Source organism: Luteithermobacter gelatinilyticus (assembly GCF_005849285.1).
GTDB lineage: Bacteria > Pseudomonadota > Alphaproteobacteria > Sphingomonadales > Emcibacteraceae > Luteithermobacter > Luteithermobacter gelatinilyticus.
Genome location: NZ_CP040517.1, coordinates 1,305,974 through 1,318,801 on the forward strand (window position 1 = coordinate 1,305,974; position 12,828 = coordinate 1,318,801).

11 protein-coding genes are annotated in these 12,828 nt (G+C 54.0%); 3 read left to right on the forward strand and 8 right to left on the reverse strand.

Annotated features, from left to right (window positions below):
• Window positions 1–59: 59 nt before the first annotated feature.
• The 6 genes from FE788_RS05800 to FE788_RS05825 form a co-directional block, all read right to left on the reverse strand.
• On the reverse strand, window positions 60–2,351 hold the full coding sequence (locus FE788_RS05800) for a TonB-dependent receptor (RefSeq protein WP_138379753.1): 2,292 nt from the start codon (window positions 2,349–2,351) through the stop codon (window positions 60–62).
• Window positions 2,352–2,404: 53 nt separating this feature from the next.
• A complete protein-coding gene (locus tag FE788_RS05805; RefSeq protein ID WP_168190292.1) occupies window positions 2,405–3,838 on the reverse strand; it encodes a tannase/feruloyl esterase family alpha/beta hydrolase in 1,434 nt (477 codons plus the stop codon).
• A 242-nt stretch (window positions 3,839–4,080) separates the two neighbouring features.
• A complete protein-coding gene (locus tag FE788_RS05810; protein ID WP_138379755.1) occupies window positions 4,081–5,619 on the reverse strand; it encodes a carotenoid oxygenase family protein in 1,539 nt (512 codons plus the stop codon).
• A gap of 194 nt (window positions 5,620–5,813) precedes the next feature.
• Window positions 5,814–7,616 (reverse strand): AMP-binding protein, encoded by a 1,803-nt coding sequence (locus FE788_RS05815; RefSeq protein ID WP_138379756.1) that lies wholly within the window; start codon window positions 7,614–7,616, stop codon window positions 5,814–5,816.
• Window positions 7,617–7,862: 246 nt separating this feature from the next.
• Window positions 7,863–8,765 (reverse strand): RNA polymerase sigma factor RpoH, encoded by a 903-nt coding sequence (gene rpoH / locus FE788_RS05820; RefSeq protein ID WP_138379757.1) that lies wholly within the window; start codon window positions 8,763–8,765, stop codon window positions 7,863–7,865.
• 135 nt (window positions 8,766–8,900) lie between these two features.
• Window positions 8,901–9,956, reverse strand: coding sequence for an RluA family pseudouridine synthase (locus FE788_RS05825; protein ID WP_138379758.1), 1,056 nt, complete (start codon window positions 9,954–9,956; stop codon window positions 8,901–8,903).
• Here FE788_RS05825 and FE788_RS05830 point away from each other — a divergent pair.
• Both FE788_RS05830 and FE788_RS05835 read left to right on the forward strand, forming a co-directional pair.
• Entirely contained in the window at window positions 9,955–10,350 is a 396-nt protein-coding gene (locus FE788_RS05830; RefSeq protein WP_138379759.1) for a hypothetical protein, read from the forward strand. The two genes, FE788_RS05825 and FE788_RS05830, sit on opposite strands and share 2 nt — an antisense overlap.
• Before the next feature lie 7 nt (window positions 10,351–10,357).
• On the forward strand, window positions 10,358–10,786 hold the full coding sequence (locus tag FE788_RS05835) for a M67 family metallopeptidase (protein WP_138379760.1): 429 nt from the start codon (window positions 10,358–10,360) through the stop codon (window positions 10,784–10,786).
• On the opposite strand, the gene FE788_RS05840 is transcribed toward FE788_RS05835, so the two are convergent.
• Window positions 10,766–11,092 (reverse strand): DUF3253 domain-containing protein, encoded by a 327-nt coding sequence (locus FE788_RS05840; RefSeq protein WP_168190294.1) that lies wholly within the window; start codon window positions 11,090–11,092, stop codon window positions 10,766–10,768. The genes FE788_RS05835 and FE788_RS05840 overlap by 21 nt on opposite strands.
• A 217-nt stretch (window positions 11,093–11,309) precedes the next feature.
• Between FE788_RS05840 and FE788_RS05845 the strand changes: the two genes are divergently transcribed.
• A complete protein-coding gene (locus tag FE788_RS05845; RefSeq protein WP_138379762.1) occupies window positions 11,310–11,936 on the forward strand; it encodes a LysE family translocator in 627 nt (208 codons plus the stop codon).
• Window positions 11,937–11,987: 51 nt separating this feature from the next.
• Here the strand turns inward: FE788_RS05845 and cysQ are convergent, their stop codons facing one another.
• Window positions 11,988–12,785, reverse strand: a complete 798-nt coding sequence (gene cysQ, locus FE788_RS05850) for a 3'(2'),5'-bisphosphate nucleotidase CysQ (protein WP_138379763.1) — start codon at window positions 12,783–12,785, stop codon at window positions 11,988–11,990.
• Window positions 12,786–12,828 lie beyond the last annotated feature (43 nt).

Genomic DNA, 12,828 nt, shown 5'->3' on the forward strand with positions numbered 1-12,828 from the left:
AGCCTTCACGTTTTTTTGAAAGACGGGACGGGATTCCCCCGTCCCGACAAAAGAGGTGATTAGTTAAACTGCCAGGTGAGTGTGACGCCATAGCTGCGCGGCAGGCCATATACGACGGCGGCACTGTTGGTCAGACCAAAGGGGCCGCGTCCATCAATGCCATGCACCCGATACAGTTCATCGGTAAGATTCTTGCCCCACAGCTTGACTTCCAGGCCCTGCTGGACAAATTCCAGCGCCACATAGGCGTCCAGCAACGAACGGCTGCCGTCTCCCACCAGAATACGTCCATCATCAAGGCGGAAATTATCCGGGTTAAAGAAAATTTCGTCGCGATAGGCATAATCGCCCTGCAAGGTCAGGACTCCCCAATCGCCCAGATCCCGTTGATAGGTCATGGCGATGTTGAAGCTGTGCTCCGGGGAGCGGGTCAGGCGATTGCCGGAGAAATCTTCGCCGTCTTCCGTGATATAGGAAGAATAGCTGGCGTCGAGATAAGCATAATTGGCGTTGAACGTCAGTTCTTTGGTCAAGGCCGCGGTAAGTTCGGCTTCAAATCCTTTACTGGTGGCATCGGCCGCATTGTCGATGACCAGTTCTGCGCCGTTGACTAGCTGGAAAACCTGCAAGTCCGTGTAGTCAATATGGAAGGCGGTCAGATTGAGGCGCACCTGTCCGTCCAGCCACATGGATTTTAGCCCCACTTCCCATTGTTTGGCTTTTTCCGGATCAAACCCCCGCAGGGCTGCGGCCTCGGAGGAAGCGGAGCCGTTAAAACCGCCGCTTTTGAAGCCTTCGGAGTAGCTGACATAGACCATGGCATCTTCGGTAACTTTATAGTCCAGGGTGGCTTTCGGGGTGAAGGAGTTCCAGCTTTGGCTGGGGCTCACGTCATAGGGCGCGGCCAGAAAACCGCCCGTGGGATCAAACCCGAAGCCGTTGATTTCGGCGTCTTTTTTCTCATGGGTATAACGGGCGCCAAGGGTAATGCTGATCTGTTGCGTCAGATCATAGGTGGCCTGACCGAAGGCGGCATAACTGTTGGTGGTGTTGAATTGGTCAAAAAAGATGTTAAAGGGGGCCTGTCCCCAGGGTTGACCGGTGAGCGGCAGAAGCTGCCCCCAGGTCAGCCCCGGTACGGGAGAGGGGGTAACCATGACGGCGGCATCATTGCCGCGGAAATCATTATTGTCCAGCCGGTCGATTTTTTCATTGAAATAATACAGGCCGGCGATCCATTTAAACCGACCGTCTTCGGACACATCGCCCAGGCGCAGTTCCTGGGAAAACTGTTTGGCGTCCTCGTCCACATTATTGATCACCAGATTGGCGTCAGAGCCGGAAAAATCCTCCTGGAACTCAAAGTCACTGTTGCGGTAGGCGGTAATGGAGGTGAGTTCCCCTAGTCCGGTTTGCCAGGTGATTTTGCCGGAAACGCCCCAGACGTCGCGGTTCTGGAATCCGTTGACGGTTTTTTCATTGACAAAGGGGTCTTCGCTACAGGGGCTTGCCCCCAGAGGCTGCCCAGGGGCGAACCACGGGAAAAAGACAAACTGTTCCCCGAAACAGTCACGGCTGTTGCCGGCCAGCCGGTCGCGGGAATAATCGGCGGACAGCAGAAATTCCACCTCTTCATTGGGGGTGAATAAAAGCTGGGCGCGGGCGGAAAAGTTGTTTTCATCGCTCAATTTTCTGCCGTCGATGGAACTTGTGCTATGGCCGTCGCGTTCCACTTTGGACAGGCTCAGTTTGGCGTTGACCGTGTCGCTGAGTGCGCCGTTCACCAGACCGCGTAACTCGTAACGGTTAAAATTGCCATAGGAGCCCCGCAGCTTGACCTGCGTCTCGGCGGATGGTTTTTTGGTAATGATGTTTACCGCTCCGCCCACAACGTTTTTGCCGTAAAGTGTGCCCTGGGGACCGCGTAGCACTTCAAGGCGTTCCAGGTCCATCAGGTCAAAATCAGAACCGCCGGCGCGGCCTACATAAACTTCATCGACAAAAACGCCAACCGATTGATCGCCAAAAGCGGAATCATCCGTGGAGCCGATGCCGCGGATAAACAGTTGCGGCTGGGCCATATTGAAGCGGGACATGGTGAATCCCGGTGTGCGGGTGCTGACTTCATCAAGAGCCACAATACCGGAATCTTCCAGAAACTTACCGGACATGGCGGTCACGGCAATGGGCACTTCTTGCAGATTTTCAGATCTTTTCTGGGCTGTCACCACAATTTCTTCCAAAGTGACGGCTTCTTCGGCATATGCTTTATTCGACGTGTTCGCGATTGTAGCGACAAGGGTTGCCGCCAAGGTCGTGCTTAATAGTTTGTGTTTTGTTTTCAGTGTCATAGATGACCTCCCTTTAGTAGTACTTCAGCCAATTTTCCCGATGGTTTACATTGTTATTCACAGCGATAACTCATGGACAGATCGGGATTTCTGCCCTGAATCAGTGTTGCGGTCTTGGGGTATGCACAGATGGGGCGGCTTCGGATGACGTCGCCTTTCCCGGATTTCTGTACAGCATTGAGTGTGTCCGGAGCCTGGTCCCGCTCCAGCCAGTCTTCCAGGGTCGCAATCGGATCGAACAGATCCGGACCCGTGCCCGGCACGCCCCAGCAATGGCCATGACCGGGCACCATAAACATCCGGAAATAGGTCTGCGTGATTTCCATGGAGCCGTCGCGGGTCGTGACTTGCTCGTAATACTGAACGGTGCGCTGCGGCAGAATCAGGCTGTCGGCCCAGCCGTGCCAAAGCAGAAGTTTCCCGCCATTTTTGCGAAAGGCGGAGAGATCCGTGTCGGTGGCGTCCAGAAGGTCTGGAAGCGAGGAGTGCGTTAGCACTGCCGGATGACGATTGAAATCAAATGTTGGGGCTTTCAAATCAGGGACGTTCAAAAGATGTGCCGCGAGTTTCAGATAATTTTCCCCTGCGCGCTGTCCCCAGCCGGGCCTATTTTCATCGCCGGTAATCCACAACGGCCAATTATGTTCGCCGCCCGGCGCAATGCCAAAAAATAATGGCCTGCCGTCCTTATCCTGTGCGCCTTGGTATAATTTCCAGGCGGCGGCAATTTCATCGGAAGTCAGGCAGGGAAGAACTGTCCTGGCGTTGCAGGACAATTTGTCCAGGTCAGGCTTGCACCGGCCGGGTCGGCTGATAAGGCCGTCTTTTTGACCATCCAGGGCATCACATTGCGCCAGGATCTCTTTTTGCAAAAGCGCGGCTGTTCTTGGCGTCAAAATCCGGTCGCCGTCGGGTGTGGTGTTGCTGCGGGACAGCCAGGCGCCGTGAATGCCGGCATTGCCGGTCATGTCCAGAATGGGACCACCGACCAGAATGCCGTCAAACAGTTCCGGATATCGTTGAGCCGCCACGAGCCCCAACCGACCGCCATTGGAGCAACCGGAATAAAGTTTTCTGTGGGCAGGCTTTTGATAAAAAGAATGAGTCAGTTCCTCCAGCCCCTGGATGGTCAAAGGCAAGAGTTTGTGGGCGAAAATTTCCAGGGCTTCCGGATCGTCATAAGCCCAGCCGGTCTTATGGTTTTGTCCTTTATGGCCGCCATCCGTGGTGATAACGGCATATCCTTTTTTCAGGGCCGGGAGGATGCTGTTGGAAAAACCGGGTTTGTCCGGCAGTAGCGTACCGCAAAAGCCGCCACATCCCGCCATGAACAGCGCCCCGTTCCAGTCTGCGGCCGGCAGGCGGGCCTCAAAGCCGATTTTCCCGGCAATCTGGCCACGAATTTTGCAGAAGGCCGGCAGGGTGGACGAGGCCGGGACCATGTCTGCGGTCTGCACGGTAAGGTCCTTGCGGGCCAATGTCTTCATGTCACTGCAGGTCCCGGCGGCTGCTATAGCGCCGGAAGAGGCAGTGATAGAGACAGCCGCAGACACTAAAAGGCCCGCAAGAAACCCCCCGACCCTCGAAGACGTACTGCCGTTCATGAATGCTCCCTGTGCGCATTATCAATTTAATCTGTTATGACGTGAGGCGATCTTTGTTGTTATGGTTCTGTAAAGACCGGCCCCGGTCGGGACGAAGGCCCTGTCAGCCTTCGTCGGATCGGATTTTATTTCCAGATGTCTTCGCCACGGACCCAATTGGAATGGAACCCATAGGGCAGGCGATGCGGCAGATGGATACGGGCGATGGGCCCCTGCTTGACATTTTTCGCATCAAAGATCAGGCAATATGATTTCCAGGTTTTGGCGTCTGTGGTGAAGGTAATCAGATAACCGTCATCTTCGGGGTCGTTCCGGGTGGCGCCTTTGCGCGGGGCAAAGGGAGTTTCGCTGCCGAAAACGTCTTTGCCATAATTATACCGTTCATAACCGCCGCTTTCGGTGTCATATTTGATCAGTCCGCCGAATGCCAGCGTGCGGGCCTCATCCGGGGCTGTCATGATATACTGATTATAGGAATATCTGTTTTTCACACCGCCATAGAGCGGATTGATGCGGGGAAATTCCGTATTCAGGGTGCAGATGTCGTGCTCCACCACTTCGCCGGTTTTCATGTTGAATTTCCAGCGATACATATTGGCTTCGAGACGCATATAGGACAGCATGCCGGCAAGTTCCCCTTCAGAGCGATCCGGTTCCGGCCAGGGGTTGGTTGACCGGCAGCCATCCATAATCACCCAGTCACCTTCTTCCCAGCAATTCACGACATGCAGAATATAACATGGTTCGCATTCAAACCATTTGACCTGATCGCCGCTGCCATAACGGGGGTTGATGCCGAAACGGGTCGGGATTTCGCGATGAAAATGCACCACCCTTTTGTCGGTTTCGTGAAGCGCGTCTACATCATGGAAAAAAGGCAAATCATGCAGGATGACATAATTTTTGGTAAACCCAATATCATGGGGGGAGCGGGCGCCGGGCAGTTCAATGTCAGTCTGATGAATGATGTGGCCGTTCGCATCCGCAATGCCGTAACTCATATAAGGCGGTTCATCCCAGTAATCGAAAAAGACCAGTTCCCCGTTTGACCAGTCCACCTTGGAATGAGCAGACATGGCGCGTCTCAGGCCCCCCCGCAGGGTTTCCTTGCCCGTGGTTTTCAGGGATTGCGGGTTCAGTGTATAGGGGATACCGGCCATATACCACAGGGTCATGATATTGCCGTTGAAATACATCAGATCCGTATTGGATGTGTCCTTGATGGGGAAATCCGGCAGATCGAAATTAAACGGTCCCATGACCCCCGGCCAGATGGCTTCGCCGGCGTCTTTTTCTTTTTTCAGGGCGTCGGTTTCGATCATCTTGTTTATGAAGCTGGCCTTGCCGTCCCGAAAAAAGATCGCGGACACCATGCCGTCCCCGTCAAAGGGGTGATAGCGATATTTGGGTTTAAAGATAGGATTGGGGCCATTGCGCATATAGGCGCCATACAGATCTTCCGGAATTTTCCCTTCGATCACAAGGTCGTTCGTATTTGTTTCGACAGTGGTCGGGGCATATACGCCATGCAGATAGGGATTGTCCACTTCATAAATCCACTCAGGCGCGTTAGGAGGCAATGAGCCGTCATCGGCACGGATGCGGACATTCCTTTCGGTGATGGGCAGATTGGAATAAGGGTCATTAACAACTGCTTCGCTCATTGGATACTCCTGGTTTTCTTCTGCAGGCGGTGTTTTCTGACCCAGGGTTGTGGTGCTGGGCCTGTTGATGCGGCGCCCTTCAAGGTTTGATGTTTCGCCAAGTAACTTTCATAAAAGTACCTACAGGATAGCAATAAGGTTTTTTTATGCAAGTAATTTGTGATATTTTTGTATTATTCTTTGTTTTCAATGAATTATGTTGGAATAACTAAGACTCTTTCATCAGGATTCTCCGCAAAAAGCGACTCAATCATATCGGCACGGTTGGCCTGCACGGCGGTGGCGTTGACGGTGCCTTTGTCGGATAATTCGTGGCGGCTAGGGTCGGGCGGGGTGTCCAGAAACGTCAGACGTGCAATACGGGTGCTGCTGCCTGGAAATTCCCGGTTATGGGCAGCCAACCGGGATAGAACCCGGTCCGCAAATCCGGAGTGCTGTACCCGTTCCGGATCAGGCCAGGCCAGCAGCGCAATGTAATCCTGGTTTAGTCCGCACACCACGAGTTCCGAAATATCGGGGGCGAGGCGGCGCAGAAGCCTGTCACGCAGCGCGGAGCTGTTGACCCAGGTGCCGGTGGCGAGCTTGAATTCATCAGACAGCCGTCCGACAAATTTCAGACCCTGTTCCGGGACGCTTCTGTCTACCCAGTCCACCAGATCGCCGATGGAATAATATCCTTCTTCATCAAGAATGGTTTCATTCAGGTCCGCCCGTCCATAATAGCCCGGGGTAATGATATCCCCGGCCAGACGCAGCTCATAGCCGGTGCGCGCCGGCACCATTTTGATTTTGACCCCTGGCTGGGGCAATCCGATGCCGCGCCCGTCAATTTCGAAATAGGTACACAGCACGCCCGAGGTGGTTTCGGTGGCCCCATACCCGGATCCGAACAGGATTTTTTCTCCCGTTTCGGTAAGAGCCATTTTCTGAAACCGGTCATAAACGCTTCGTGATATTCCGGCCCCGCCATAAACAAGGTGGCGAATGTTTGTGAAAAACTGTTTGCGGAACTCCTCGTCCTTTTCCAGCTCCCGCGCCAGCAGTTCATAAGCCAGCGGGATATTGGTCAGAAAGCTGACATTCAGTTCCCTGATATTGGCTATGCTTTTTTCAAACAGACCGGGCAGGGGGCGGCCGTCGTCAATATATAATGTGCCGCCATTCATCATCACCAGAACAAGAACCAGGGCCCCCGAGGCATGATTCCAGGGCAGCCAGTCCAGGGTTTTATCCGCCCAGCTGGTGGCGTTTTTCATAACCGCGTTGCAAAATGCCGCATTGGCCGCCAGCATACGGCTGGTATGAATAACGGTCTTGGGCGCCCCCGTGGATCCCGAAGTCAGCATCAACTTGAAAATTCCGTCCGGGTTAACCTGATCGACAGGCGCGATCTCCGCTGGGTCCACGAGCGGTTCCAGGATTTCTGTGAGGGGTATGGCCGGGACAAGGAGTCTATCCGGCTGTTCGGTGATCAGTATGACGTCTTCTGCGTTCAGGTATTCAAGTGTCTTGTGAAACAGGGAGGTCTGTTCGGCAAAGATGATGGCAGGCGTGATCATCTGGCGCACATAGTCCAGCCTTTCATAATTGCCCATGAGGGCATAATTGACGCTGACCGGACAGACCGGAACGCCTGCATACAAACCGGCGAAAGTGAAAATTGCGTGATGTATGGAATTCCCGGACAGTATCAGAAGACTTTGACCTTTCGGAATATCCCGTCGGCGCAGCCATGTTCCTGCGGCCAGAACTTTATGAAAAAAATCGCGATAGGTGATGCCGCGCCAGGCGCCTTGAGGGTCTTTTTCCTGAAGAAATACCGTTTCCGGGCGGCTTCTGGCCTGCTGTTGCAGAATGGAGAGAAGGTTGGGATCATAAGCCGGCGGTGTTTGGGCTGACTGAAGATAAATCGTGCCGTCATCCTGCTTTATAATATCCAAGTTAACGGGCGGAAAATCCACTTTTCTGAATGCTGGTTGCCTGAGGAGGTGTTGCATGAAGATGTCCCTGTTTTTTTTATTGGTTTCTTTTCAGGGTAACAACTAAGTCCAATTATGCAAGTATGTATTTTCAGATCCGCATTTTTCAGATCCGCACCATATCGCGGCCGGATATTGTCTGGGTGGTGTTTTAGGGGATGGCGATACGACTGGCTGCGCGGGGTGTCAACATCTTAAGAAAAGCCGACAAGAGGATGCCGGCTTCTTTATGACTGCTATCAGGGGATCCGGAGAGGTCCTTGTTCAGTCATCCTGATGGGTGAGAGCCGCTGGCTGGTTTTCCTTGGCCATTTCCATCATGGCTTTTTGCAGTTTTTCAAAGGCGCGGACCTCAATCTGGCGCACTCGTTCCCGGCTGATATTATAGATCTGGCTGAGTTCTTCGAGTGTGGCCGGGTTGTCTTTGAGGCGGCGTTCGGTCAGAATATGCTGTTCCCGGTCGTTCAGTTTCTTCATGGCCTTTGCCATGAGCTCCCGCCGGTAATCCAGTTCTTCGCTTTCGGCATAGGCGGTTTCCTGATCGACGCTGTCCTCATCCACCAACCAGTCCTGCCATTCGCCTTCCGCATCGGCGCGCAATGGGGCATTCAGCGAATGATCCCCGCCAGCCAGGCGTCGGTTCATCTGCACCACATCGTCCTCGGAAACATCCAGCTCCGAAGCGATTTCCTTGACCTGGTCCGGGTGCAGGTCGCCCTCATCAACGGCTTCAAGCTGGCCCTTCAGACGGCGCAGGTTAAAAAACAGCTTTTTCTGGGCCGCGGTGGTGCCGATCTTGACCAGTGACCAGCTGCGCAGGATATATTCCTGAATGGATGCCCGAATCCACCACATGGCATAGGTGGCCAACCGGAAGCCCCGATCCGGGTCAAATCGTTTCACCGCTTGCATCATGCCCACATTGCCTTCGGCAATCAGTTCACCAATCGGCAGGCCATACCCCCGATATCCCATGGCGATTTTTGCCACCAGCCGCAAATGAGAGGTTACCAAACGATGAGCGGCTTCCGTATCGCCATGTTCCCGCCAGGCTTTGGCCAGCATAAACTCTTCATCCGCTTCCAACATCGGAAACTTGCGGATCTCTTGAAGATATCGCGTTAGACTGCCTTCCGGGCTTAAGACAGGCAGATCATTATTTGCCATGTGAGTTCTCCACCTCGCAACATGTGTTGCTTTTCTTCTTGATCTGATTTTACGCGGGATGCGTGACCAAATTAAGTGTTAATTCATGTGATCATTTAAATCAGATTATATTTTAGTGCCTTATATTCCTTATTATCATGATTCTAAGGCAGTAATAAGGCGTCTCATATCATTTGGGAGGTCAGACTCGAATTTCAAGACCTCGCCGGTCACAGGATGCACAAAACCAATCACATGCGCGTGAAGGGCCTGACGATGGAAACCGGAAATGGCTTCCCGTGCCTGCTCTGAAAAGTTTTTCAGTGGCGGGTTGCGGCGCCCATAGAGCGGATCGCCAATCAGCGGATGGCCCGCTGCGGCCATATGCACCCGAACCTGATGGGTGCGGCCGGTTTCCAGCCGGCATTCCACCAACGACACGCTGGGCGGCAGGCGCAGGGCTTTGACCTTTTTTCCGCTGCTGTAGGCTCCACCGCTTCTGGTGGGAGTTCGCGGCGGTTCCAGCCGGCGGAGCACCCGGTAATTGGTCAGGGCTTCCTTGCCACCTTCCGTCACCACGGCCATTTTCAGGCGGTTTCTGGGATCGCGGCCAATATTGGCTTCGATGAAGCCGTCGGCTGGATTGGGGACCCCCCAGACCACCGCCAGATAAGCCCGCTCCAGGCTGTGATTGGCAAACTGTTTGGCCAGTTTTTTATGCGCCTTGTCGGTTTTGGCTACCACGATCAGGCCGCTGGTGTCTTTGTCAATGCGATGTACGATGCCGGGACGTTTGACACCGTTGATGCCTGACAGGCTGTCGCCGCAATGGGCAATCAGGGCATTGACCAGGGTACCGTGCCAACTGCCGGGGGCGGGGTGCACCACCATGCCCGCGGGTTTGTCGATCACGAGAAGATGGTCATCTTCATAGACAATGTCGAGGGGAATATTTTCGCCCTCTGGTTCTGGCTCAACAAGATCCGGAATTTTCAGCTCGAATGTCTCACCGGGTTTGACCCGGTAGGACGGGTCGTCTATTGTTCTCGCGCCGGAGGAGGGGCTGAGAAAGACCTGCTGTTCGGTAATCAGGGTTTTCAGGCGCGACCGGCTGATATCCGGTAGCCTTTCGGCCAGAAATTTATCCAGACGCAGGCCCCGGGCCTCGTCTTCAACAGTCAACTGATAAGAATCGGGTTCAATATTTGTCATGACAGAACAACAGGTGCCAAATAATCATCGTTTACTCAAGTGGATTGTGATCATTCTGGGCATTTTAATTATGATTATGCTTGGCGTGATCATTGTGACCATTACCAGCCGCCTGATTGCCCGGGCTGAACGGAAACAGCAGGAGCAGCAGAAAATTGAGCTGGCGCAGCAGGCGCTGGTCCGGCAAAGCGGTGAGAGGGTTGTGGAAAACTTTCCGACAGAAGTCACCTTATCCCTTGCCGAAGGGGAAGACATTGCTGACAGCCGTCTGACGCCGGCGGGGTTGTTGCTGCGTGTGGTCAAGGACGGGAAGACGAGTCATTTGTTGCTGATCGGGACAGATGGGCGGACCAGAACCCGCTTCCAGGTAGAGAGAACGGAGAGGGCGGAATAAAATTCTAATGACGGCGCTGACAATACCGGCAGACATCCTGGCCTCGATCAAATCGCATTGCGCGGCGGCGTATCCGGAGGAAGCCTGTGGCTTGCTGATCGGGCGGGGCATGACAATTGAGCAGGCCGTCAGAGCCGAAAACCTTTCCGCTCGCCCGAAAGACAGTTTTGAAATTGACCCGGCGCTGATTGTGCACTGGCAGAAAAAATTGCGTCAGGAGCCCAAAGAGCAAGGCACAGAAACAAGGCGTATTCTGGGGCATTATCACAGCCACCCTGATCATCCGGCAGAGCCTTCGGCGCAGGACAGGGCCCGTATTTACGAACCCGATCTGATTTGGGGCATTGTCCGGGTTAGTGGTGAAGGGGCCGAAACGATCCGTTTCTTTTCGGCACGCGAAGGGACATTCCAGCCGCTAGACGTGATCGTCCGTTGAGGTTTCATTCCGGTTTTCGGTGGCGTCCTCCATGGGTAGTGAAAACTTCACCAACCCCTTCATTTTGTTGGGGTCAATGGGCACCCCCCGGCGCAGAATACTGATGCGTCCCTGACGGGCCAGGTGTTTGGCCTGCTGTTTGACGGCCAGCATGTATTTGCGCCAAATGTCCTTGGGCGCTTCTGGTTTGGCCCGATCATGGGCAATTTTCAGGGCAATGTCACGGGCCGTCACCTGGCTGCCGTCCGCGATAGCATCCAGGATATAGCCTATGATCGGGTCCTCTTTTTTTTCTTCGTTTTCCATTTTCGTCTCCGGCATAAGGGACTTTTCTTTCTTTTCGCCGGCTCTACCACGATTTTCATGCGCCTGCCACAAATCTTTTTCCTATATATCATCTCATAGGGATATATCGCCTCATAAGGGCAAAAATTACACGATCGGGCACGTTGGGACTTTTCTTCCTGGGCAGGAGTCTATAAAGAGGCTGATGACATGACCGGGCATTATCTGGAAAATTTTCATGACGGTACTTTATCTGTTCTGGGGAATTCTGATCGGTATCCTTGTGGCGGCGCCCATGGGGCCGGTCAATATCATCTGTATCCGGCGGGCTCTGGCCTATAATGCCTGGAACGGATTTCTGGTCGGTATGGGGGCGGCGCTGGCGGATACGCTGTTTGGGGCGGTGGCGGCATTCGGTTTGTCGACCCTTACCCGGCTAATCCTGGAATTTAATGGCTGGTTTGAAGTCTGTGGCGGCATTGTTCTTCTGATCGTGGGGGTCAATATCTGGCGCAAACACCCCCATCTGAGTGATGTTCAGGATCAGAACGGTGACTGGGTTAAGGCGTCAATTGGGACTTTTGCGCTGACGATTACCAATCCTATGACCATTCTGGGGTTTGTGGCCCTGTTTGCCGGATTGGGGCTGGGGAGACTGGGGGAGTCCCTGCCCAATGCTCTTCTGGTGATCGCCGGGGTTTTTCTGGGCTCCAGCCTGTGGTGGTTTGCCCTGACCGAAGGGGTGGCTCATATGAAAAAGAAACTCTCCGATGATCATCTGTTGTGGATCAACCGGCTTTCCAGTGTGGTGGTGATCGGATTTGGCCTTTGGGCGCTCGGTAAAAATCTGTATCTGCTGATTTGACCTAGAGTGAATTATGCATAGGTTGGCTCAATTCACTCTAACCTTATCGGATTATAGTTCTACCCCGCCCTTGGCGATAAAGGGGCCGTTACGGAAATCCGGCTTACCGTACAGAAATGGTTTGCCGTCGGGGTGGGTCACCTCTCCCCCGGCGGCCCGCAGCACCGCATGGCCTGCCGCCGTATCCCATTCCATGGTGGGGCCAAAGCGGGGATAGATATCCGCTTCCCCCGCGGCCACCAGACAGAATTTCAATGAACTGCCGATAGATCGGGTGTCGCGAATACCGTGCTGTTTCAGAAAAGTGTCGGTCTCGGCATCCCGGTGGGATTTGCTGGCTACCCCCACAAGGCCGCTTTCAGGAACCTTGCGCACCTTAAGGGGGGTTTTAGATGACGTCAGGGCGTCATCCTTTACATCCCAGACCACGGCCTCCCGGGGCGATCGGGCGAGGTAGAGTTTTTTGAGTGCCGGGGCATAAACGATGCCGAAGACAGGCTGACGATTCTGGATGAGCGCGATATTCACGGTGAAATCGCCCCCCTTGCGGATAAATTCCTTGGTGCCGTCCAGCGGGTCCACCAGCCAGAACATATCCTTCACTTCGGGGATATGGCCGGCGGCCACGCGTTCTTCGGCCACCACCGGGATCTGAGGCGTAAGGGTGGCAAGGTCCCGCAGGATCATTTCTTCCGCGGCCTCATCCGCTGCTGTGACCGGTGACGTGTCATCCTTGTAGACCACTTCAAAGTCCTGTTTATAGATGGCCATAATCCGCCGCCCGGCTTCCAGGGTACAGGGAACCAGAACATCGGCAAGGCGGGTTTCAGAAACAGGCAAGTGAGACATAAAACTGAACTTTCTGCTTTGACTTCTGATCGTGAATATCGTT